The organism is Streptomyces sp. NPDC006516, assembly GCF_040611875.1.
GTDB lineage: Bacteria > Actinomycetota > Actinomycetes > Streptomycetales > Streptomycetaceae > Streptomyces.
This window is the reverse complement of sequence record NZ_JBEXPD010000009.1, coordinates 259,107-284,522: the sequence shown is the minus strand read 5'-3', so window position 1 is coordinate 284,522 and position 25,416 is coordinate 259,107. Positions and strand designations below refer to the sequence as shown.

The window sequence follows — 25,416 nt, the reverse complement described above, 5'->3', positions numbered from 1 at the left end:
TCCTGCCGATGCAGGCGCGGCCCCGCTGGAGTTCAGACCGCTGACCTCAAAACCGTCCGCCGGCACCTGAAGTCCTACCGCCACGGCACGCTCCCCACGAACACTCCGTTGCCCCACATGGCCGTCCGCCGGGTCACCGACTGGATCATGCGACCCCGGAATGCCTCACCGGCACCGAGCGTAAATGCCTCGACGACTCCGACCGAAGTACCGCGCCGGCCGCAACCGTCCAGTACGCCCGCCACCTGGCACTCATGGTGTGCGAACGGCGCGATGGGCCCCTGGCCCTGGACATCTAGTGCCGTATCAAGCAACGTTCGCCCCCTCTCGCGGGGTTGGGTGCCGCTGCCGGGTGCGTAGTGTCGCGGCATGCATTCACATCGGGTTTTCGAGAACCCTCCGGCCCTGCCTCATGTCGTGGTCGTCGAAGTGTTGGAGCGGGCGCTCAAGGACCGGGGGCATGAGTCCGAGGCAGCGAGCGTGCTGGTCGGGACCGCGTTGAACGACGAAGAGCGGACGTTCGTCGAGCACTGGTGCGTGGAGGTGGGGACACGGGCCGTGCCAGGAAGTCCTCTGCTCGGGCTTGCCGGCCTGTGCCTGGGACATACCGCTCGGCGCTTCGGTCGTCTCAGCGATGAGGCTTTGGCGCTGGCTGAGTCTTTGGCGGCACGTGCTGAAGCGGACCCGACGGAGGTGGACGGGCGGGCACTTGACGGCTTTGACGACGTCAGGAGCTTCCTGCACCTGTGGTGAGTCTGGCTGATGCAGCCGAGCTCAGGCGATGTTCGCTCTGGCCACGAGGTCGTTGAGGCGCTTGTCGGTGGCATGCTTGTTCCGCCAGATGATGTAGCGGCGGATCATGCTGCCCTGTTCCTTGTGAGTGGCATGGTCGGTTCCGTCGAGAGCGAAGTAGCGTAGGGCGGTGAACTGGGCCTCGATGCGGTTGAGCCAGGAACTGTTGGTCGGGGTGTATGCGATCTCGACGTTGTTCGCCGCGGCCCAGTCGCCGACTCGCTGGCACCTCTTCGTGGTCAGGTGCGGGGAGAAGTTGTCACAGACGATCGCGATCCGCACTGATGGCGGGTAGAGCGTGCGCAGGTAGCGGCAGAATTCCAGGAACTGGGTGCGCTTCTTGACTGGCTTGATGTGCCGTAGAGCCTGTCTTTGCCCAGGTCGTAGGCGGCGAACAGGTGCCGTACTCCGTCGTAGCGGTTGTAGGTCGCTCGCCGTCTGCGGCGTGGCGCACGGTCGGGGTCCTTGTTCTTGCCGCTGAGTTCGGCCCACTGCCGGCCGGGGTGAGGCATCAGATTGAGCGGCCCGAACTCGTCGGTGCAGAAGATGACTTCCGGCTCGCCACCCTCGGGTATGACCTCGCCGTCGGCGATCGCGTAGAGGTGTTCGACCCGCGCCTTCTTGGCCGCGTAGTCCGGATCCCGAGAGGTCTTCCAGGTCTTCAGCCGTTGAAAGGAGACTCCCTCCTCGCGGAGCAGAGTGCGCAGGCCCTCGTGGCTGATGTCGTCGACCACCCCCTCGGCGACGAGGAAGTCCGCCAGTTTGGTCAGGCTCCAGGTCGAGAACGGCAGGTCGTGTTCGGCCGGCTTGGACTTGGCGATCTTCTTGATCTCGCGGCGTTCGGGCAGGGTGAAGGTCTTCGGCCGACCGCCGGAGTACTTCGGATACAGCGACTCGAAGCCGTCGGCGTTGAAGTTGTGGATCACGTCACGCACCCGGTCGTCACTGGTGAACGACACCTCGGCGATCTTCGCCACTGGCATGCCCTGCGCGGACAGCAATACCATCTGGGCCCGCCGCCAGGTCACCACCGAACCGGTGCCCCTGCGGATGATCCGTAGCAGCCGCCGACCCTCGTCATCGTCGATCTCACGTACGCGTACTCGTTCTGCCACCCGCACACCGTGACAGCCGTCCGGCATCCGGCCACAGACCCCGGACGGCGCGTCACATCACAACAGGGCAAACGTTCACTGCTACGGCACTAGATCGCCGGCGTCCGCCTCGACGGCCAAGACGGTCGGCGAGAACTCCGCACCCTGGCCAACGGCCTACGACGTGACGACGCAGCCGTCCAGGGAGCCTTGGCCACCACCTACACCTCGGGTGCAGTCGAAGGCAACGTCACCAGAATCAAGCTGTTGAAGAGACAGACGTACGGGCCGGCCCGGCGAGCTCTCCGGCCGTCACTTCCTGACCTCCTTCTCGTTCAGGACGTAGGGCGGTGCGCGTTGCCCGAGCGGCCCGAAACCGACGATCGGTCGGCCCCGATGCGCACAGGCGACGGCCGGACCGGCCGGGTGGGGCGCGTACCCGGCGCATGGGAGCTTGTCGTGATCTCTGTGCAGAGCGGGAGTGCGCGGGCGCACGCCGGGGGATTTCCGAAAGTGCGCTGTTCAAATCAAGTGGTACCCGCATCATTGGGACATCGCGTGGCTGAATATCTCAGCCCATGGCTGATGGCATATTCCTCGGGCGGGTGCTCCTCCTCCTCGACGATTCGATACTTGTGAGTAACCAGGCGAACAGTCGTCTTTCGTGGTCTCGGGTCCTCTAATGTGATTGGCGTGCGGGCGGAGCCGGGTAATCTCCGTATCGGTCCTGGGTGGCTCAGCGCTACGTGGAGGCGTGACGAATCGCCGTTCCGTATGTCCGGCGCCGCGCTGTGGGGGTGTAGGGGTCCGGCGGATTCTCGCGGAAGTGACCGACGCGGAACGCCGGGGTACAACTGATGGACGTGTCGTGGAAAGAGTGAGAACAAGTGGGGGAAGGCCGTGACTAATCCTTTCGATGACGAGGCGGGCCGGTTCGTGGCGCTCGTGAACGACGAGGGCCAGTACTCGCTGTGGCCCGCGCATCTCGAGGTTCCGGGCGGCTGGCGTGCCGACGGGCCGGAGGGCTCACGTCAGGAATGTCTGGACGTGATCGAGCGGGCCTGGACGGACATGCGGCCCGCCAGCTTGGTGCGGCTGACGAGGGACGACGCCCGGTAGACCGGTGGTAGGGCCGCCAGAGGGCGCCTGTGAGGTGTCCTCGGCCGAGCAGTATGGGGGCACTCCGATTTGATCAATTCCGCTCTCGTGTGAGCAGGATTGATCAAATCGCGAGCAGATGTCCGCTCATCTTGCGCCTAAATGCTCGTGCGTCTTTCGTTTGGTGTTCAGTCATTCGGCCGTCCTGCGGGCTCCTCCGCTTAGCTGAGTCGACGCGTTCTCCTGTCGGGGCGGTATGCCAGTATGCGATCCCGGCCGCGCCCAACACCGAGCGCGCGGTGTCGTATTTCTCCGCTTCCTCCTGCCCCGGCGTCGGCGTCGACGATCGGTGCACTGGCGTGGTCGGTTCGCCCGGCCCTTCTTCACCGTCCCCGAAAACTCTCCCCAAAGGTGTGGACCGGCATGCAGGAAAATCGTTCTCTCCTCACGGATGCGGCTTCCGAAGACTTTCTCGAGCTGACCACGGCACAGCAGGGAGTCTGGTACGGGCAGCTCGTCGATCCGGACAGCCCGAAATACAACATCGGGGAATGCTTCGAGATCCACGGTGACCTCGACGAGCAGTTATTCGCAGCCGCGGTCGGGCGCGGCGCTGCCCTGTGCGACAGTCTCAACCTCGAGTTCGTCGCCGACGGGGAGACCGTGCGTCAGCACGTCATCCGCCGCCCCGCGGCCAACACGGGCCGGCTCCACGTCGTCGACCTGTCGGACACCGACGATCCCGCCGCCTCGGCCGAGCGTTACATGGCCGACGAGATGCGCACCGTCGACCGGCTCGACGCCCCGCACCACCACTTCGCGCTGCTGCGTCTCGGCGGTCGGCTGCACTACTGGTACGTCCGCTTCCACCACATCGCCGTCGACGGTCTCGGCGGTGCCGTCTTCGGCCGCCTCGTGGCCGACCTCTACGGGCATGCCGCCCGAGGCGAGGACATCTCCGCATCAGGGCTGCCCGCGGCACCCCTGCGCGAGCTCATAGCCGACGAGGCGGCCTACCGTGCCTCGGAACGCTTCGACGCCGACCGCGCCTATTGGACAGGCAAGTTCACCGGCCGGGCAGGCACAGGCGTGGCGGGGACGGCGGATTCCGGTGCCGGTGCCCGGACACGCGCCGGAACCGCGCTCATCCGTCGGCGTACCGACGCTCCCACACCGGACGCGGCAGGGGTGGACGTCCGGATGCACACGGGGGAGACCCTTCCCGTCACCGTGCTCGACGACCTGCGCGCACTGGCGGCCGACCATCGGACGAGGTGGTCAGCCGTCCTCGTAAGCGCGGTCGCCGCCTACGTCGGCCGGGTCACCGGGGCGCAGGACGTCACCGTGGGCCTCGCGTCGAACGGCCGTCACGGCGGGCTGCGGCACATCGTCGGCATGACGGCCAACATCCTGCCGCTGCGGCTGTCCGTCACCGGCGATATGACGGTCGGGGCCTTGGTCCGTACCGTCGCTGCCGAGATGGGCGGCGCCCTGCGCCACCGGCGCTTCTCCCGAGAGCAGCTCGCCCGTGAGCTGAACATGAGCGACGGCGGGGCCCGCCTGACCGACGTCGTCGTCAACATCATGGGATACGACTTCGACCTCGACTTCGGAGGCAGCCCCGCGGCCTCCCGCGTCCTGTCAATCGGACCGGTCGACGACGTGTCCCTCTTCGTCTCCGAACGGGCCGAGGGCAAGGGGCCGTTGATCGGACTCGACGCCAATCCAGAGGTATACGACCCCGAGGACGTACGGCTGCTCCAGCAGGCGCTCGTGTCCTTCCTGACGGCCCTGGCCCGCGCGGACGCCGGCACGGCTCTTCGCGACATCCCGTTCCTCGACGACTCCGCGGCCGGGGCGCTGCTGAACCGAGGGTGTGGCACCTCCCTGCCCGCTGTGCCCGCGACCTCGGGCCTGCCGGAGGCGTTCGGCGCGCGGGCCCGGCTGACGCCCGACGCCCCGGCAGTGGTGGACGGCACTGCCGCGCTCTCCTACCAGGAGCTCGCGCGGACGGCCGGGGACCTCGCGGGCGCTCTGACCGGCTGGGGCATCGGCGCCGAGGACGGCGTCGGTGTCCTCGTGGGCCGGTCGGCGGCCGTGGTGGCCGCCACGATCGGCACGGCCGGCGCGGGCGCCGCCTACGTACCGATGGACGCAGCCTGGCCGGCCGAGCGGCTCGGCCGCGTCGCCGAAGTGGCCCGCCTCCGCGCCCTGGTCGTCGACGAGGCCGCCGCTGCCCGGCCCTGGGTCCAGGAGACGGCCGCCACTCTGCCGGTGATCGTCGTCGACGGTCTCGGAGCCGTCGTACGCGGCGCTCCGCCCCGGCCCGGACCGCTGCCGGAAGCGATCCCCGCCGGCCGGCTCGCCTACGTGATGTTCACCTCCGGCTCCACCGGCCTGCCCAAGGGCGTTGCAGTCACCCACGCCGACGTGATGGCCCTGGCCGCCGACACGGCCTGGAAGGACGGTGCGTGCGACGCCGTCCTGCTGCACTCGGCGTACGTGTTCGACGCCTCGACGTTCGAGATCTGGGTGCCCCTCCTGAACGGCGGCCGTGTGGTCGTTGCTCCCGGAGGCGTCCTCGAGGCGCCTGCCCTCGAAGAGCTGGTGGGTCGGCACGGAGTGACGGCGCTGTTCCTGACGACGGCGTTGTTCAACGTCGTGGCGGAGGCCGACCCCGCCGCGTTCGCGGGTCTGCGTCTTGTGGCCGCCGGTGGCGAGGCAGCCACCCCGGACCTGATGCAGCAGGTCGCCGCCGCCGCGCCCGGTACACGCGTCCTGCACGTGTACGGGCCCACGGAGACCACGACCTTCGCCACCCGTCACGAGGTGGCCCCCGGTATGCCGGGCGTACCGCCCATCGGCCGGGGCCTCGACGGGATGCGCCTGTACGTGCTCGACGGCGCCCTCGCATTGGTGCCGCCCGGCGTCGTGGGGGAGCTCTACGTCAGCGGCCACGGCGTCGCCCGTGGCTATCAGGGCCGTGCGGCGCTGACCGCCACCCGGTTCGTCGCCGACCCGTACGGCGCACGCGGGGCCCGGATGTACAGGACCGGTGACCTCGTCCGCTGGACCGCGCGCGGCGACATCGAGTACGTCGGACGCGCGGACGGGCAGGTCAAACTCCGCGGATTTCGCATCGAGCCCGGCGAGATCGAGAACACCCTGCACACCGACCCCGGTGTGCAGGCCGCCTGCGTCGTGGTCCGCGAGGACATACCGGGCGACCGGCGACTCGTCGCCTACGTCGTGCCCGCACCCGGAGCCGCGCCGGACGACTCCGCCCTGGCCCGCCGCGTGAGACGCGCCCTGCCCGCGTACATGGTGCCGTCGGTGTTCGTCCTCCTCGATGCACTGCCTCTGAACGCCAACGGCAAGGTCGACCGCCGCGCTCTGCCTGCCCCTCGCGCCGCCGCCACCACGGGCCGCGCCCCACGTACGGCACACGAGGAGGTCCTGGCCGGCCTCTTCGCCGATGTTCTTGGGGTCGACGCCGTCGGTATCGACGACAACTTCTTCTCCCTGGGCGGCCACTCCCTGCTGGCCACCCGCCTCACCGGACGCGTGCGGGCCGCCCTGGGCGCCGAAGTCGGTATGCGCACTCTGTTCGACCACCCCACGGTCGCCACCCTCGCCGCGGCCCTCGACACCACCCGCCCGTCCCGGCCGGCCCTCACACCGCAGCACAGGCCCGAAGCGGTGCCGCTGTCCTACGCGCAGCAGCGCTTGTGGTTCCTCGACCGGGCCGAGGGACCGGGCGACACCTACACCATTCCGCTCGTGCTGGAACTGGAGGGAGCCCTGGACGCGGAAGCCCTGCGCGGCGCACTCGCCGATGTGGTCGCCCGGCACGAGAGCCTGCGCACCGTCTTCGCCGAGCACGACGGTGTCGCCCGCCAGGAAGTCCTCGGCGCGTCCGCCGCCACCGCCCGCGTCCCCCTCGTCGTCGAACTGCCCCCGGCCGGGGAGAACGCCGACGCCTGGGCCGACAGCACGGTGCGCCGCCTGTCCGCGGTGCCCTTCGACCTCGCCGGTGACCTCGGCGTCCGCGCCCACCTGCTCCGCCTGGGCTCCGCCCGTCACATCCTGGTCCTGGTCCTCCACCACGTCGTCGCCGACGGCTGGTCCCTCGCCCCGCTCAGCCGCGACCTCGGAGCCGCCTACCGGGCGAGGTGCTCGGGTGGCAGCGCGCCCGACTGGCCCGAGCTGCGCGTGCAGTACGCCGACTACACCCTCTGGCAGCGCCGACTGCTCGGGGACGACGGCGACCCGGAGAGCCTGGGCGCACGCCAGCTCGCCTTCTGGCAGGAGGCGTTGCGTGGCGCTCCCGACCTGCTCGACCTGCCTCTCGACCGCCCCCGCCAGGCCGTCGCCGGCCACCGCGGCGGCGCGGTCCCCTTCGAGCTGCCCGCTCCCGCGCACGCCGCGCTCACCGGTCTCGCCCGCGCCACGGGCTGCACCCCGTTCATGGTGCTCCAGGCGGCCCTCGCCGTGACACTGCACGCCCACGGAGCCGGCACCGACATCCCGCTGGGCACGGCGGTGGCCGGAAGGACCGACGACGCTCTCGACGACCTGGTCGGCTTCTTCGTCAACACCGTCGTCCTGCGCGCGGACCTGTCGGGCGACCCGGCCTTCCGTGAACTCCTTCAACGGGTCAGGGACTTCGACCTCGCCGCTCTCGGCCACGCCGACGTTCCCTTCGAACGGATCGTGGAGGCGCTCAACCCCGAGCGGTCCGGCGACCACCACCCCCTCTTCCAGACGATGCTGGTCCTCCAGAACCAGGACCGGGCCGCGCTCGACCTTCCCGGCATCACGGTCCACGACCGGTCCCGGCACACCGGGGTCAGCAAGTTCGACCTCACGTTCTCGCTGACCGAGGCCACCGGGGACACCGCGGGCGGCATCGGCGGGTACCTGGAGTACGCCACCGACCTCTTCGACGAGGCCACCGCCCGCGCCCTGTGCGCCCGTTTCGCGCGGGTCCTTACCCTCGCCGTGACCGACCCGGACCGTACCGTCGGCGAGCTGGACCCACTCATGCCCGGCGAGCGGGAACGCCTCCTGGCTCAGGGACGCGGCGCGGAGCGTCCGCTCCCCGCCCGTACCGTCCCCGAAGCGGTCCGGGCGTGGGCCGTGCGCACGCCCCACGCGGTGGCCGTGCGCGACGCGCACACGAGCCTCACCTACGCCGAGCTCGACGCCCGTGCCGACGCACTCTCCCGCGTGCTGACCGAGCGGGGCGCGGGCCGGGAGGACCGAGTGGCCCTCGCCGCGCCGCCGTCCGTGGACACCGTCGTCGCCATGCTGGCCGTCCTGCGGGCCGGAGCCGCCTACCTGCCCGTCGATCCGGAGTATCCGCCCGCCCGCATCCGGCACATGCTCGACGACGCGGAGCCCGTCCTGCTGCTGACCACCACGGCGACCCACGCGGACCTGCCCGCCTGCGACATACCGTGGCTCGCCCTCGACGACCCGGCGACCCGGCCCGAGAACCCCGCCGGCGCCGGCACGCCCCACCCGGCGGACCCGGCCTACGTCATCTACACCTCCGGCTCCACCGGCCGGCCCAAGGGCGTCGTCGTCACGCACGAAGCGCTGGCCAACCACATGGACTGGATGGCGCGGCACCTGGACGTCACCCCGGAGGACCGGGTCCTCGCCCGCACGTCCAGCAGCTTCGACGCCTCCGTATGGGAGTTGTGGCTGCCGCTGACGAACGGCGCGGAAGTCTGTGTGCTGCCGGACGGGGCCAACCGGGACCCCCGTGCCCTCGTCTCCTGGATGAGCCGGTTCGACGTCACCGTCGCCCAGTTCGTCCCCTCGCACCTGGCCCTCGTCCTCACCGAGGCGGCAGACGCCGAGCCGCTTCCCGCGCTCCGTGCCGTCCTGTGCGGCGGCGAACCGCTGCCGCGGGCCCTCGCTCACGACATCGCCGGACTGTGGCGTGCCGAGGTGCACAACCTCTACGGGCCCACCGAGGCCACCATCGACGCCACCGCGCACCGCTTCGGCGGGCAGGGGGACGCCGGCGCGGTCTCCGAGACGGTGCCGATCGGCCGCCCCGTCGACACCATGCGCGCCTACGTCCTCGACGGCCGGCTCCGGCCCGTACCACCCGGCGTCACCGGGGAGCTCTACCTCTCGGGCCCCAACCTCGCCCGCGGCTACCTGGGCCGGCATGCGCTGACCGCCACCCGGTTCGTCGCGGACCCGTTCGGGTCCACCGGCGCCCGGATGTACCGGACGGGTGACCTCGTACGGTGGAACGGGCACGGTCTGCTCGACTACGTGGCCCGCGCCGACGACCAGGTCAAACTCCGCGGGTTCCGCATCGAGCTGGGTGAGGTCGAGGCCGCGCTGCTGGCGCGGCCCGGCGTCACGGCCGCCTGTGCCGTGATCCGGGAGGACGCACCCGGGCGGCGCCGGCTCGTCGCCTACGCCGTCGGCGGTGACCCGGCCGCGCGCCCCGCCGCCCTGCGCGACGCCCTCGCGGAGACCCTGCCCCACTACATGGTGCCCGGCGCCGTCGTCGTGCTGGACGACCTCCCGCTCCTGCCCAACGGCAAGGTGGACCGGCGGGCACTGCCCGAACCCGAGCCGGAGGGCGACGCCCCCGCCGGACCGGGGCGGCGCACGCTCCACGAGGATCTGCTCGCCGGGATCTTCGCCGATGTGCTGCACCGGCCCCGGGTGGGCCCGCACGACAGCTTCTTCGACCTCGGGGGGCATTCGCTCCTCGCCATGCGTGTCATCAGCCGAGTCCGCGCCGTCCTGGGCGCCGAGATCGACGTACGTACCCTCTTCGAGCACCCGACCGCCGGGGGCCTGGCCCGCGTCCTGGACACGCCCGGGCAGGCCCGCCCGCCGGTGGTGGCAGCGGCGCGGCGTCCCGACCCGCTGCCCCTGTCCCACGCGCAGCAGCGCCTGTGGTTCCTCAACCGCCTCGAAGGCCCCAGCTCCGCCTACAACATCCCGCTCGTCCTCGAACTGCACGGCACCCTCGACACCGACGCGCTGCGCACCGCCCTCCGCGACGTGGTGGAACGGCACGAGGCGCTCCGCACCCTGTTCCCGGAACGGGACGGTGTACCGCACCAACTGGTCCTCCCCGTCGACGCCGCCCTGCCCTCCCTGCCTGTCACGGCGCTGGCCCCCGCCGATCTGGAGCAGGCCGTCCTGGCGGCCGTGCGCGAGCCGTTCGACGTGGTCGCGGACGTGCCGCTGCGGGCCTCGCTGCTGCGCTCCGCACCCGGCCACCACGTCCTGGTGCTCGTCCTGCACCACATCGCCGCCGACGGCTGGTCCCTCGCCCCGCTCGCCCGCCACCTCGGCGACGCCTACCGGGCCCGCGTCGCGGGCCTGGAGCCCGGACCCACAACCGGCACCCCTGTGCAGTACGCCGACTACACCCTCTGGCAGCACGCCACCCTGGGCGACGGCGTCACGCCGGGGAGCGTGCTGAGGCAGCAGCTCGACCACTGGCACACCGCCCTCGCGGGTCTGCCCGGACTGACCGGCCTGCCGCTCGACAGGCCGCGCCCCATGACCACGGACCCGAGAGGGGCCGTCCACACCTTCGACGTGCCGCCCCCGGTGTACGCCCAGCTCCTGCGGCTGGCCCGTGAGTCGGGCAGCAGCCTGTTCATGGTGCTCCAGGCGGCTCTGGCCACCCTGCTGCACCGCCACGGTGCGGGTGACGACATCCCGGTCGGCTCGCCCGTCGCCGGCCGGACGGACGAGGCGCTGGAGGACCTGGTCGGGTTCTTCGTCAACACGCTCGTCCTGCGCACCGACCTGTCCGGCTTCCCGACCTTCCAGGAACTGCTCGTACGGGTGCGGGAGTTCGACCTGGCCGCGTACATGAACCAGGACGTTCCCTTCGAGCGCCTGGTCGAGAGTCTCAACCCCGCCAGGGCCCACAACCACCACCCGCTGTTCCAGACGATGCTGGTCCTGCAGAACCAGGAGACCGCGCGCCCCGACCTGCCCGGTCTCACCGTGGAGGACCGGCTCGTCCACAACGGCCTGAGCAAGTTCGACCTCACCTTCGCCTTCACGGAGGAGCCGGGCGAGGACCGCCTCACCGCCGGGGTCGAGTACGCCACGGCCCTCTTCGACCGGGCCACCGTCGAGACGCTCGCGGCCCGCCTGGTCCGCCTGCTGGAGCAGGTGGCGGCCGACCCCGGACGGCCCCTGGCCGACTACGACCTCATGACGCCGGACGAACGCGCACGTGTCACGCGCTGGGGCACCGGACGCGAACTGCCCCCGGGCACACGGGACGCCACCCTGCCCGCCCTCTTCGCGTCACAGGCACGCCGCACCCCGCACGCCGTCGCAGTGACCGGCGACGAAGCCACCCTCACCTACGCCGAACTCGACCGGATCTCCGCCGGCCTCGCGGGCGCGCTCGCGGGCCTCGGTATCGGCCCCGAGTCAGGGGTGGGCGTGCTGCTCACCCGGTCGCCCGCCGTGGTGTCGGTATCGCTCGGCGCGGTCCGGGCAGCCGGCGCGTACGTCCCGCTGGACGCGCGCTGGCCCGGTGAACGCCTCGAACAGGTCGCCGGTGTCGCGGCCGTACGGGTCCTCGTCGTCGACGAGGACGCCTACGCCTCACCCTGGGTGACCGCGACGGCGCGCCGGATGCCGGTCGTCGTCGTGGACCGGCTCGGCCGGATCCTGCGGGGCGCTCCCGGGCAGCCGGGCCGCCCGGCCGCCGTACCGGGTCCCCGGGCACTCGCCTACGTGATGTTCACCTCCGGGTCGACCGGCCTGCCCAAGGGGGTCGGAGTCACGCACGCCGACGTGGCGGCGCTCACGGCCGACTCCGCGTGGGACGACGGCGCCGCCGACGCGGTCCTGATGCACTCCGCCTACGTCTTCGACGCCTCCACGTTCGAGATCTGGGCCCCGCTCCTGCGCGGCGGCCGGGTCGTCGTCGCACCGGACGGCGTCCTGGAGGCCCGTGCCCTCGGTGACGCCGTGGATGAGCACGGCGTGACCGCGGTCTTCCTGACGACGGCCCTGTTCAACGTGACAGCCGAGACGGATCCGGGCGCCTTCGCGGGTCTCCGGCTCGTCTGCGCCGGCGGGGAGCTGGCCTCTCCGGACGCGATGCAGCGGGTGGCGGGCGCCGCACCCGGCGTGCGGGTCCTCCACGTGTACGGGCCGACCGAGACCACCACCTTCGCCACGCGCCACCACGTGGCGCCCGGCTCGGCATCAGGCCCGCCGCCCGTGGGGCGCGCTCTGGACGGCATGCGGCTGTACGTTCTCGACGGCTCCCTGGGCCCGGTCCCGCCGGGGGTCGTGGGCGAGCTGTACCTCGCCGGACACGGCGTCGCACGCGGGTACACCGGGCTCCCGGGGCTGACCGCCGCGCGCTTCGTGGCCGACCCGTTCGGCCCGCCGGGCAGCCGCATGTACCGCACGGGTGACCTCGTGCGGTGGACCCGCGACGGCCAGATCGCCTACGTCGACCGGGCCGACGGTCAGGTCAAACTGCGCGGTCACCGCATCGAACTCGGGGAGATAGAGGGCGTGCTGGCGCGCAGCGAGGGGGTCGCCGACTCCTTCGCGGTCGTCCGTGAGGACACTCCCGGCGACCGGCGGTTGGTCGCCTACGTGGTGCCCTCCGGCGGCGCCCGCCCCGAACCCGGCGACCTCGCCCGGGCGGTGGGCCGGTCCCTGCCCGCCTACATGGTGCCCTCCGCGTTCGTCCTGCTCGACGCGCTGCCCCTGACCCTCAACGGCAAGGTCGACCGGCGGGCGCTGCCCGCCCCCGAGCACCGGGCTCCGGGTCACGGGCGCGCCGCCCGCACGGTCCGCGAGGAGATCCTGTGCGGGCTCTTCGCCCATGTGCTCGGCCTGGCCGGCGCGGGAGCCGAGGACGACTTCTTCTCCCTGGGCGGCCACTCCCTGCTCGCCACCCGCCTCGTCGCCCGCATCCGCACCGTGCTCGGTGTGGAGGTCCAGGTCAAGGCCCTCTTCGAGCATCCCACGCCCGCCGCGCTCGCCGCGGCGCTGGAAGGCGCCGAGGCGGCCAGAAGCCCTCTGGAGCGCGCCCCGCGCAGACCCGACCCGCTGCCGCTGTCCTACGCGCAGCAACGCCTGTGGTTCCTCAACCGGTTCGAAGGGCCCAGCGCCACGTACAACGTGCCGCTCGTGCTCCGCCTGGCCGGCCCGCTCGACGCGGAAGCCCTGGAGAGCGCCCTCGCGGACGTCGTCGGACGTCACGAGAGTCTGCGCACCGTCTTCCCCGACACCGACGGAGTGGCGCGCCAGGTCGTCCTCGACGCCGATGAGGCCGACCTCGACCTCACGCCCCGCGACACCGGCCCCGCCCACCTCGACGAGACCGTGCGCGCGGAGGTGTCGCACGCCTTCGACGTGAGTGCCGAACTCCCGGTACGGGCACGCCTGCTGCGGCTCGGCGCGGAGGACCACGTCCTGGTGCTGGTCGTCCACCACATCGCGGGCGACGGCTGGTCCCTCGCCCCGCTCGCCCGCGACCTGGGTGAGGCCTACCGGGCACGGACCGAGGGCGTGGAACCACCCTGGACGGAGCTGGGCGTCCAGTACGCCGACTACACCCTGTGGCAGCGCGCCCTGCTCGGCGACGCGGACGACCCGGACGGCCGGGCGGCCCGCCAGCTGGACTTCTGGCGCACCGCTCTCGCCGGTGCCCCCGACCTCCTCGACCTGCCGTACGACCGTCCCCGCCCCGCCGTGAGCGCGCACCGAGGTGACGCGTTCGCGTTCCCCGTCGGCGCCGACACCCACCGGGCCCTGGCGGAACTCGCCCGCGCCCGCGGGTGCAGCCTCTTCATGGTCCTCCAAGCGGCCCTGTCGGTGCTCCTGTCCCGGCACGGCGCCGGTGAGGACATCCCGCTTGGCACCGCCGTCGCCGGACGGACCGACGAAGCCCTCGACGACCTGGTGGGCTTCTTCGTCAACACGCTCGTCCTGCGCACCGACCTGAGCGGCGACCCGACCTTCGGCGACGTACTCGACCGGGTCCGGGACTTCGACCTGGCGGCGTACGCCCATCAGGACGTGCCGTTCGAGCGGCTGGTGGACTCCCTCAGCCCGGTCCGGGCCCAGAACCACCACCCGCTGTTCCAGACCATGCTCGTCCTGCAGAACCAGCAGGACGCGGTGATCGACCTGCCAGGTCTCACGGTGACGGAGCAGCCGGTGCGCACCGGCATCAGCAAGTTCGACCTGACCTTCACCTTCACCGAGAGACGTGACGGCGCGGGCCTGCCCGCCGGCCTCGACGGCGTCCTCGAGTTCTCCACCGAGCTCTTCGCCCGCGCCACCGCGCACGCGCTGTCCGGCCGGCTGACCCGACTGCTCGCTTGGCTCGCTGCCGACCCGGACCGCCGCGTCCACACCGCCGACGTCCTCGACGCGTCCGAGCGACGGCGGCTCGAAAGCGCCGCACACGGCCCGGCCCGGACCGGGGCGGCGGGCACCGCTCCCGAGGGCTTCCGTGCCCGATGCGCCCGGAACCCGGCGGCGATCGCCGTGTGCGACGGCGCGCACCGCCTCACCTTCGGCGAACTGGACGCCCGGTCCGACGATCTGGCGTGCCACCTGCACAGCCGGGGCATCGGCCGCGGCGACCTCGTCGCCCTCGCCCTGGAGGGCACCGCAGACCAGGTCGTCGCGATGCTGGCGGTGGCCAAGGCCGGGGCGGCGTACCTGCCGGTCGACCTGGAGTACCCCGAGGCGCGGATCGCCCACATGCTGCGGGACGCCCGCCCGGCTCTGCTCCTCACCCACGGCACCGCACGCGCCGCGCGGTACCGGGCGTCCGTTGCGTGCCTCGCCCTGGACGACCGGGCCGCATGGTCCACCGGGGGCAGTGTGCCGTCGGCCGCCGCCCCGGACCCGCGCGACGCGGCCTACGTCATCTACACCTCGGGCTCCACCGGCCGGCCCAAGGGCGTCGTGGTCACCCACGGCTCCCTGACCAACCACATGGCGTGGATGGCGGACCACCTCGGCCTCACCGACGAGGACCGGGTCCTCGCCCGCACCTCACCGAGCTTCGACGCGTCCGTCTGGGAGACATGGCTGCCGCTCCTGCACGGCGGCTCCACCTGTCCCGTGCCGCCCGCACTCAACCACGACCCGGCCGGCCTGCTGGCCCGCATGCGGGAGATGGGCGCGACCCTCGTGCAGTTCGTGCCCTCGCACCTCTCGCTCGTCCTCAACGAGACGGCGCCGCACGAGGCGCCGGCGACGCTGCGGGCCGTCCTGTGCGGCGGTGAGCCCCTGCCCCGGCATCTGGCGGAACGGGCCGCGCGGGCCTGGCGGGTCGAGGTGCACAACCTCTACGGCCCCACCGAGACGACCATCGACGCCACCGCCCACCACTACCGGGCCGCCGGGACCGACGGCCCGGCGGGGGAGGGGAACGTGCCCCTCGGCCGCCCCGTCGACAACACCCGCGCCTACGTCCTCGACGCCGGCCTGCGCCCGGTACCGCCCGGCGTCACCGGCGAGCTCTACGTCGCGGGCGCCGGTCTCGCACGCGGCTACCTGGGCCGCCCGGGCCTGACCGCCGCACGGTTCGTCGCCGACCCGTACGGTCCCGCCGGCAGCCGCATGTACCGCACGGGCGACCTCGTCCGGTGGGATGCCGACGGCCTGCTCAGCTACGTGTCCCGAGCCGACGACCAGGTCAAGCTGCACGGCTTCCGCATCGAACTCGGGGAGGTCGAGGCCGCCCTCACCGCACTCGACGGCATCACCGCCGCATGCGTCGTCGTCCGCGAGGACCGCCCGGGGGAGCGGCGCCTGGTCGCCTACACCGTGCCCGACGCGCGCGGCGGTGCCCAGGCACTGTCGGACGGCGAGCTGCGCGCCCGGCTGGTGGCGGCCCTGCCGCCGTACATGGTGCCCGCGGTCCTCGTCCCCCTCGACGCGCTGCCCCTGCTGCCCAACGGCAAGACCGACCGGCGCGCCCTGCCCGTCCCGGCGCGCCCCGCGACGGCCCGGCCGGGCGGGGAGCCGCGCACCGAGCGGGAAAGGGTCCTGTGCGAGGTGTTCGCCTCCGTGCTGGGCGCTCCCGCCGTCCGTGCCGACGACGACTTCTTCGCACTCGGCGGCGACAGCATCCTCTCCATCCAGCTCGTCAGCCGCGTCCGGGGGGCCGGCATCGGAGTCACCCCCCGCGACGTCTTCGTCCACCGCACGCCGGAGGCCATCGCGGCCGTCGCCACCGCGCTCGGCCAGGACACCGCCGCACCTGACGGACACGGCACCGGCGAGATGCCCCCGACACCCATCGCCGCCTGGTTCCTGGAGCGGCCCGGAACGACGGACGGGTACAACCAGTCCGGGGTGCTGCGCACGCCTGCCGACGCCGACGAGGCCACCCTCGTGTCCACGCTCCAACTGCTCATCGACCACCACGACATGCTGCGGCTGCGGACCACACGCTCCGCCGACGGCGCAGCCGTACTCGAAGCCCTGCCGCCCGGCGCGGTGGAGGCACGGCACCGCTTCACCCGGGTCGACGTCGCGGGCCTCGACGCCGGCGCGGTCCGCGCCACCGTCGACGAGGCGGGCGAACTGGCGCGCAGGCGGCTGCGGCCCGCGCACGGTGAGGTGGTCGAGGCGGTGTGGTTCGACGCCGGGCCGCGCACCAGGGGGCACCTGCTGCTCGTCGTGCACCACCTGGCCGTCGACGCCGTCTCCTGGCGCATCCTCGCCACGGATGTGGCCACCGCCTGGCAGGCCGTCACCGAGGCGGGGACCGCCGCCGGCCGGCCGGCCGCGCTGCCGCCGGCCACCACCTCCTACAGGAGCTGGGCGCGACTCCTCTCCTCCCAGGCTCGGGAGCCCGCCAGGGAGGCGGAACTGGCCCTGTGGCAGGAGACGGTGAGGACCCCCGACCCACAACTGGGCTACCGGCCGCTCGATCCCGACCTGGACACCGCGGACCGGACACGCACCCTGGTCACCCGCCTGGCCGCCCAGTGGACGAAGCCCCTGCTCACCACCGTTCCGGCGGCCTTCCACGCCGGAGTGGAGGACGTCCTGCTCACGGGCCTCGCTCTCGCCGTGTGCTCCTGGCGGGCGGAGCGGGCCGGGCCGGGCAGGCCCCGGCCGGGCGGCACCGCCGTCCTCCTCGACCTGGAGGGCCACGGCCGCGAACAGATCGCCGACCACCTGGACCTCTCCCGTACGGTCGGCTGGTTCACCAGCCTCTACCCGGTCAGGCTCGACCCCGGGCCCGTCGACGCACGCGACCCCCGACGCTTCGACGCCGCACTCGTCGAACGTGCCCTCAAACGGGTCAAGGAGCAACTGCGGACCATCCCCGACCACGGGGTGGGCTACGGAATGCTGCGCCATCTCAACCCGGACACCCGTCCTCTGCTGGCCACCGCCCCCCACCCTCAGATCGGTTTCAACTACCTCGGCCGCTACCCCGCTCCGCCCGGGGCGGGGGGCGGGCGGGACGGCGCCGACTGGGACGTACTGCTCGACGCGGGCGGGCCGCGCAGCCAGGACCCCGACATGCCCGTCCACCACGTCCTCGACATCAACGCGCACGTCGAGGACCTGCCGGACGGTCCGCGCCTGGTGACCCGCTGGACCTGGCCCAGCGACCTCCTCAAGGAGGAGGACATGGAGTCCCTGTCCGACGCGTTCACCCGCGCCCTGCGCGCCGTGGCGCAACACGCCGAACGACCCGAAGCGGGCGGCTGGACGCCCTCCGACCTTCCCCTGGTCGCGCTCGACCAGGCACAGATCGACCGACTGCAGAACAAGTGGGGTGGACGCAAGTGACCGGGTTCAGACTGGAAGACGTACTGCCGCTGACGCCGTTGCAGGCAGGCATGCTCTTCCACGCGCTGTACGACTCCCGCGCCGTTGACGTCTACACCGCGCAGTTCGTCTTCGACTTTCAGGGCCCCGTCAGTGTCCCGGCTCTGCACGCCGCCGTCGGAGGTCTGCTGCGGCGGCACGCCAACCTGCGGGTCGGTTTCCTCCACGAGGACCTGGACGAGCCCGTGCAGGCCGTCGCCGCCGAGGTGCCCGTACCGCTGGAGGAGCTGGACCTGTCCGGGGCGGCGGGGACGGGCACGGCCCAGGAGCGCCTCAGCGCGTTCCTCGCCGCGGACCGCACCCGCCGCTTCGACCTCGCCACCCCGCCGCTGATGCGTTTCACCCTCGTGCGCACCGCCCCGCAGCGGCACCGGCTGGTGATGACGAGCCATCACATCCTGCTCGACGGCTGGTCGATGCCCCTGCTCGTGCGGGAGCTCTTCGAGCTGTACGCCCACGAGGGCGACGACAGCACCCTGCCGCGCGTCGTCCCCTACCACACCTACCTGGCCTGGCTGGCACAACAGGACCGTGCCGCCTCCCTGGAGGCCTGGCGCACCGCCCTCGACGGCGTCGAGGCGCCCACCCTGGTCGCCGGGCGGGGCGGGGCGGACGCCCCGGACGCCGGCGAACTGCCCGAGACCCTCGTACTCGAACTCGACGCCGCCACCACGGACCGGCTGCGCGAGACCGCCCGCACCCACCGGCTCACCCTCAACACCCTGGTGCAGGGCGCCTGGGGTCTGCTGCTCGGACACCTCACCGGGCGTCCCGACGTCGTGTTCGGCACGACCGTCTCCGGCCGCCCGCCGGAGATCGCGGGTATCGAGTCGATGGTCGGCCTCTTCATCAACACCGTGCCGGTACGGCTCCGCCCGGTACCCGGCGAGACCCTGGCCGCGCTGCTGACCCGGCTCCAGGAGGAACAGGGCCGTCTCCTCGGCCACCAGTACGTGGGCCTGACCGAGATACGCGGCGTCACCGGACTGGACGAACTCTTCGACACCCTGGCCGTGTTCGAGAACTACCCCATGGACGCGGAGGCCCTGCGCACCGCGCAGCAGGCACTGCCCGGCCTCGCCGTGACCGGGTTCAGCGGCTCGGACGCCGCCCACTATCCGCTCACCCTCGCCATCGCTCCGGGTGACGCCCTGAGGATCACGTTCAGCCACCGCACGGCCGTCCTCGGACGCGACGAGGTGGCGCGTACCGTCGCCCGCATGCGGCGGCTGCTGACCGAGATGGCGGACGGCCTGGACCGCCGCGCGGACGCGCTCCCCCTGCTCCTGGACGGGGAACGCGAGGAACTGCTCGCCCAGGGGCGCGGCGCCGGACTCCGGTGCGCCGCCCCGGACGAGGCCGTCGGGGCCGCGGTCGCCCGGCGTGCCGCCCTCCACCCGGACGCGGTCGCCGTCTCCGGCGCCGGCGAACACCTGACGTACCGCCGGCTCGACTCGCTGTCACTGGCGCTGGGCCAGGCCCTGGCAGGGCTCGGTGTCGGCGTGGAGGACGGCGTCGGCATCCTCCTGGGCCGGTCGGCGGCCCTCGTCACAGCCTCTCTCGGGGCCCTGCGCGCGGGGGCCGCCTACGTTCCGCTCGACCCGGGCTGGCCCGCCGAACGGCTCACCCGCGTCGCGCGGGTGGCCGCACTGCGCGCGCTGATCGTCGACGAGACCACCGGAACGCACCCCTGGGTCCGACGGCTCGGCCCGGACGTACACGTGGTGACCGTCGACGCGGCCGGCCGGGTCCGGCAGGGCGGGCCGGCCGTCGCGGCGGCCCTCCCCGCCGTCGCGGGCGGCACCGGGCTCGCCTACGTGATGTTCACCTCCGGCTCCACCGGCCTGCCCAAAGGCGTGGGCGTCACCCACGCCGACATCACCGCACTCGCCGCCGACCGTACGTGGGGCGACGGTGCCTCCGAAGCGGTGCTCCTGCACTCGGCGTACGTCTTCGACGCCTCCACCTTCGAGATCTGGGTGCCCCTCCTCAACGGGGGCCGCGTCGTCGTCGCCCCGGAGGGCGCCCTCCAGCCGGCCGTGCTCCGGGACCTCGCCACCGAGGACGGCGTGACCGCGGCGTTCCTGACGACGGCCCTGTTCAACGTCGTCGCCGAGGCCGACCCCGGCGCCCTCGGTCTGCTGCGCCTGGCTGCCTGCGGCGGCGAGACCGCGGCGCCGGGAGTCCTCCAGCGCCTCGCGGCGTCGCACCCCGGTACCGCCTTCCTGAACGTCTACGGACCCACTGAGACCACCACCTTCGCCACCCTCCACCGGGTCCGCCCCGAGGACGCCCACGACGGGGTGCCCCCGATCGGCCGACCGCTCGACGGCACGCGCGTCTACGTCCTCGACGCGGCGATGCGGCCCGTGCCGCCCGGCGCGGAAGGCGAACTGTACGTCGCGGGCGCCGGTGTCGCGCGAGGCTACCTGGGACACCCCGGCCTCACCGCCACCCGGTTCGTCGCCGACCCCTTCACCGGCACCGGGGCCCGGATGTACCGCACCGGTGACCTCGTACGCCGGGACGCCGACGGCACCCTGCACCACGTGGCCCGGGCCGACCAGCAGATCAAGCTGCGCGGCCACCGCATCGAGCCCGCCGAGATCGAGGCGGCCCTGTGCGCCGATCCCTCCGTGCGCGCCGCCTGCGTCCTGGTCCGTGAGGACCTGCCCGGTGACCGCACCCTGACCGCCTACGTCGTCCCCGCCCCGGGGCGGACACCCGACCCGGACGTGCTCGCGGCCCACCTCGGCCGCCGGCTGCCCGCCTACATGGTGCCGACCGTCATCCAGTCACTCGACGCGCTGCCCCTCACCCGCAACGGCAAGCTCGACCGCGCGGCACTCCCCGCGCCGGCCACCCCGGCCGGCGCGGCGGGCGGACCGCCGCGCGGCGCCCACGAGGAGATCCTCGCCGGGCTGTTCGCCGACGTGCTGGGGGTGGCCCGCGTCGGTGTCGACGACAGCTTCTTCGCCCTGGGCGGTCACTCCCTGCTCGCCACCCGCCTCGTCGGCCGCATCCGTACCGCCCTGGGCGCGGAGACCGAGATCCGCACCCTGTTCGAGAACCCCACGGTCGCCACGCTCGCCCACGCGCTCCAGGACGCCGCCCGCCCCACCCGCCCCGCCCTCGTACCGCAGGAACGCCCCGCCGAGCTCCCGCTGTCCTACGCACAGCAGCGCCTGTGGTTCCTCCACCGACTCGAGGGCCCCTCCGCCACCTACAACATCCCCTTGGCCCTGCGCGTCGACGGACCGCTCGACACGGAGGCCCTGCGCCACGCCCTCCGCGACGTCGTCATCCGGCACGCCGCGCTGCGGACCGTCTTCCCCGAGCACGACGGACGGCCGCACCAGCACATCACCGCCCCGGCCGACACCCGGGTCCCGTTCGTCCTGGAAACCGTCGACGAGAAGGCGCTCCCCGACCGGATCGCAGCCGCCGCGACGGCGCCGGTCGACATCGAGCGCGGGCTCCCGCTCCGGGTGACCCTGCTGCGCCTCGACGACGACGCGCACGTCCTGGTCCTCCTGGTCCACCACATCGCCGCCGACGGCTCGTCCCTCGCACCCCTTACCCGGGACCTCGGCCTCGCCTACCGGGCCCGGACACGGGGCGGGGAACCGGCGTGGACGGACCTCCCCGTCGACTACGCCGACCACACCCTCTGGCAGCGCCGCCTGCTCGGGGACGAGCACGACCCCGGAAGCCTCGTGGCGCGACAACTGGCTTTCTGGAAGCACGCGTTGGACGGGCTGCCGGAGATGGTCGAACTGCCCAGGGATCGGTCGCGCCCCGCCGAGCCCCGGCACACCGGCGCCACCCACGAATTCCTCCTGGGCCCCACCACGGCGCGGGCGGTCTCGGACCTCGCCCGCGACCGCGGATGCAGCGTCTTCATGGTGCTCCAAGCGGCTCTCTCGGTGGTTCTCTCCCGGCACGGCGCGGGCGACGACATCCCGCTGGGCACGGTCGTCGCCGGGCGCACCGACGAGGCGGCCTCGGACCTCGTCGGCTTCTTCGTCAACACGCTCGTGCTGCGCACGGACCTGACGGGTGACCCCACGTTCCTCGAACTCCTCGACCGCGTGAAGCAGTTCGACCTCTCCGCCTACGCGCACCAGGACGTCCCCTTCGAACGCCTGGTGGAACTGCTCGACCCCGCCCGCTCCCGGAACCACCACCCGCTCTTCCAGACCATGCTGGTCCTCCAGAACCACACCCCGGCCGCGCCCCTGGACCTGCCCGGACTCACGGCCGAAGGCGTGCCGGTCGATCTCGGGGTCAGCAAGTTCGACCTGTCGTTCGCCTTCACCGAGACGTACGACGGCGACGGCAGGCACAGCGGCATGCGGGCCACCGTCGACTACGCCACGGAGCTCTTCGACGAAGCCACCGTCCGCGGCCTCGCCGAACGGCTCCTCCTGTTGATCGGCGCCGTGACCGCCGAGCCCGACCGCCCGCTGAGCACGTACGACGTCCTCACCGAGGCAGAGCACACCAGACTCGCCGCCTGGGGCACCGGGCCCGTCGAGAACCTGCCGGAGTCGACCGTCCCCGCGCTCTTCGCGCAGCGGGTCCGGCTCACCCCGGACGCCCCCGCGGTCCGTGACTCCGCCACCGTCCTCACCTACGGCGAGCTCGACGCCCGCGCAGAGGTCCTCGCCCACCACCTCGCGGCACGGGGTATCGGACCCGAGGACCGGGTGGCCGTCGCCCTGCCCCGGACCCACGAACTCGTCGTGGCCCTCCTCGGAGTCCTCAAGGCCGGGGCCGCGTACCTGCCGCTCGACCCCGACTACCCCGCCCAGCGCCTGTCGTACATGCTCGACGACGCCCGGCCGAGTCTGCTCCTCACCACGCCCGCCGTCCGCGACCACCTCCCGGAGTCGCAGGTTCCCTTCCTGTACGCCGACGACCTCGGGGAGCGGGCCCCGGCCTCCGCCCACGCCACCGTGCCGGCCACGCCCCTGCTTCCGGCGCACCCCGCGTACGTCATCTACACCTCCGGCTCCACCGGCCGCCCCAAGGGCGTCGTGGTCACCCACCGGGGCGCCGGAGCCATGGCCAGGACGCAGAGCCAGCGGCTGCGGGTCGCGCCGGGCAGCCGGGTGCTCCACATGGCGTCCGTCAGTTTCGACGCCGCGTTCTGGGAGCTGTGCATGGGGCTGCTCTCCGGGGCCTGCCTGGAGATCGCCGAGCGCGACGCCCTGCTGCCCGGCCCCACCCTCGCCGCGCTCGTCCGGGAGCGGGGCGTCACCCATCTCACCCTGCCGCCCGCCGCCCTCGCCGTGATGCCGCCCGGCTCGCTGCCCGAGGGAACCACGGTGGTCCTCGCCGGCGAGGCCTGCCCGCCGGCCCTGGTGCACGCGTGGGCGCGGGACCGGTTCCTCGTCAACGCGTACGGCCCGACGGAGACCACCGTCTGCGCGACCATGAGCACCTTCCAGCATCCGGACGGGCCGTACGCCCCCGGCCGCACGGTGCCCATCGGGGTCCCCGTCAACGGCACCCGCGTCCACGTCCTGGACGACCGGCTGGTCCCCGTGCCCCCCGGGGTCGTCGGAGAGCTGTACGTCTCCGGCGAGGGAGTGGCCCGGGGCTACCACGGGAAGCCCGCCCTGACCGCCTCCCGGTTCGTCGCCGACCCCTTCGACCGGTGGGGGGGCCGCATGTACCGCACGGGTGACCTGGTGCGCTGGACGGCCGACGGGGAGCTCGCCTACGTCTCCCGCGTCGACGACCAGGTCAAACTCCGCGGCTTCCGCATCGAGCTGGGTGAGGTCGAGGCCGCGCTCTCCGCCCTGCCCGGCGTCGCCGCGGCCTGCGCCGTCGTCCGTGAGGACCGGCCCGGCGACCGGCGCCTGGTCGCGTACACCGTGCCGGCGGACGGCACGTCGGGCCCGGACGACGCCGAGGTGCGCGCGCACCTGGCCACCACCCTGCCCGACCACATGGTCCCCTCCGCCCACGTGCGGCTCGACGCCCTGCCCCTCACCCCCAACGGCAAGACCGACCGGCGCGCACTGCCCGCACCCGGGCGGAGCGGACCGGCCGGCGGCCGCCCGCCGGCCACCGCCCGCGAACGTGCGCTGTGCGACGTCTTCGCGGAGACGCTCGGTGTGCCCGAGGTCGGCGTCACCGACGACTTCTTCGCCCTCGGCGGCCACTCGCTGCTCGCCGTGACCCTCGCCCAGCGCATCGCGGAACGCTGCGGGCACCGCCCCTCCCTGCGCGCCCTGTTCGCGGCACCCACGGCCGAGGGCGTCGCCCGGCTCCTGGAGGACGGGGAGCGGGAGGACACGCAGGAGGACCCCGCCACCCCCGACCTCGCCGCCGAGGTCCGCCTGGCGGCGGACATCACGGGCGAAGGCAGGGCCGGAGCGGCCACGGTCCCCGCCCCCGCCCGCACACCGGCCCGCCCTTCCACCCGGCCCCTTCTGACCGGCGCCTCAGGATTCCTCGGCGCGTTCCTGCTGCGCGACCTCATCGAGACCACCGACGGCCCGGTCGACTGCCTCGTCCGGGCCGACGACGACCAGCACGGCGCGCACCGGCTGCGGGCCAACCTGGAGCGCTACGGACTCTGGCGCCCCCGGTACGCGGACCTGGTCCGCCCCGTCCCCGGGGACCTCGCCGCCCCCGGCCTCGGTCTGTCCCCCGAGGGCAGGGCCGCCTTGGTGCGTCGTCTGGGCCCCGTCATCCACAACGGCGCACGCGTCAACTTCGCCGCCGCGTACGGCGATCTGCGCGCCCCCAACGTGGCAGGCACCGAGGAACTGCTGCGCCTGCTCGCCGACTCGGGTTCCCCCGGGATGCACTACGTCTCGACCACGAGCGTCTACGCCCCGGTCGCCGGATCCGGCATCATCACGGAGTCGACCCCGGCGGGCCCCGCCTCCGGCCTCCCCGACGGGTACGCGCAGAGCAAGTGGGTCGCCGAGCAACTCGTCGGCCTGGCCCGCGAGCGCGGCCTGCCGGTGACCGTCTACCGGCCGGGCCGCATCAGCGGCGACACCACCACGGGCGCCTGCCAGGACCGCGACCTGCTGTGGCAGCTCATCAAGGGGTGCCTCCAGGCGGGCGCGGTACCGGACCTGGCGCACGGCTCGACCGACTGGGTTCCGGTGGATCACGTCAGCGCGGCGGTGGTGGCGCTCGCCGCCGCCGGACGGACCGGTGCCGAGACGTATCACCTCACGAACCCCGACGCCCCGGGACTGGACCGTGTCTTCGACGTGGCCACCCGCCTCGGCCACGAGTTGCGCACCGTCCCCGCGCCTCAGTGGCGGGCCCGCGTCGAGGCACAGCACGACAACGCGGCACAGCTGTTCCTCGGCGACGAGGGCCGGACGCGGCGCGAGGCGGTGGACCACCGCGCATTCGACTCCAGCCGGACGGCCGAGGCCGCGGCGTCCCTGGGAGTCCACCTGCCGCCCCTGACCGACGAGACCCTGATCCGCTATCTGACCTACTTCCAGGAGACGGGTTTCCTGCCCATGCCGCAGGGGGTGCGCGCCACGACGTGAGCCGGCCGCGCCCCGACGGACGACCGCATCCGCCTCCGGCTGTCAGA

At 73.0% G+C, this 25,416-nt stretch carries 4 protein-coding genes and 1 pseudogene; 4 read left to right on the top strand and 1 reads right to left on the bottom strand.

Annotated features, from left to right (window positions below):
• Window positions 1-369 precede the first annotated feature (369 nt).
• Window positions 370-753 (top strand): hypothetical protein, encoded by a 384-nt coding sequence (locus ABZY45_RS24230; protein ID WP_356742892.1) that lies wholly within the window; start codon window positions 370-372, stop codon window positions 751-753.
• Between the two features lie 21 nt (window positions 754-774).
• Here ABZY45_RS24230 and ABZY45_RS24225 read toward each other — a convergent pair.
• Window positions 775-1,907 (bottom strand): annotated as a pseudogene (locus ABZY45_RS24225) (IS630 family transposase).
• Between the two features lie 879 nt (window positions 1,908-2,786).
• On the opposite strand from ABZY45_RS24225, the gene ABZY45_RS24220 reads away from it, so the two are divergent.
• From ABZY45_RS24220 to ABZY45_RS24210, 3 genes are all read left to right on the top strand, one after another.
• Window positions 2,787-3,005, top strand: a complete 219-nt coding sequence (locus ABZY45_RS24220; protein WP_356742891.1) for an MbtH family protein — start codon at window positions 2,787-2,789, stop codon at window positions 3,003-3,005.
• A 402-nt stretch (window positions 3,006-3,407) separates the two neighbouring features.
• Window positions 3,408-17,798 (top strand): amino acid adenylation domain-containing protein, encoded by a 14,391-nt coding sequence (locus ABZY45_RS24215; RefSeq protein ID WP_356742890.1) that lies wholly within the window; start codon window positions 3,408-3,410, stop codon window positions 17,796-17,798.
• A complete protein-coding gene (locus ABZY45_RS24210) occupies window positions 17,795-25,369 on the top strand; it encodes an amino acid adenylation domain-containing protein (RefSeq protein ID WP_356742888.1) in 7,575 nt (2,524 codons plus the stop codon). The genes ABZY45_RS24215 and ABZY45_RS24210 overlap by 4 nt, the downstream gene beginning before the upstream one ends.
• Window positions 25,370-25,416 lie beyond the last annotated feature (47 nt).

Coding starts and splice junctions, on each gene's coding strand:
- ABZY45_RS24215 (WP_356742890.1), top strand. CDS start 3,408: ATGCAGGAAAATCGTTCTCTCCTCACGGATGCGGCTTCCGAAGACTTT.
- ABZY45_RS24230 (WP_356742892.1), top strand. CDS start 370: ATGCATTCACATCGGGTTTTCGAGAACCCTCCGGCCCTGCCTCATGTC.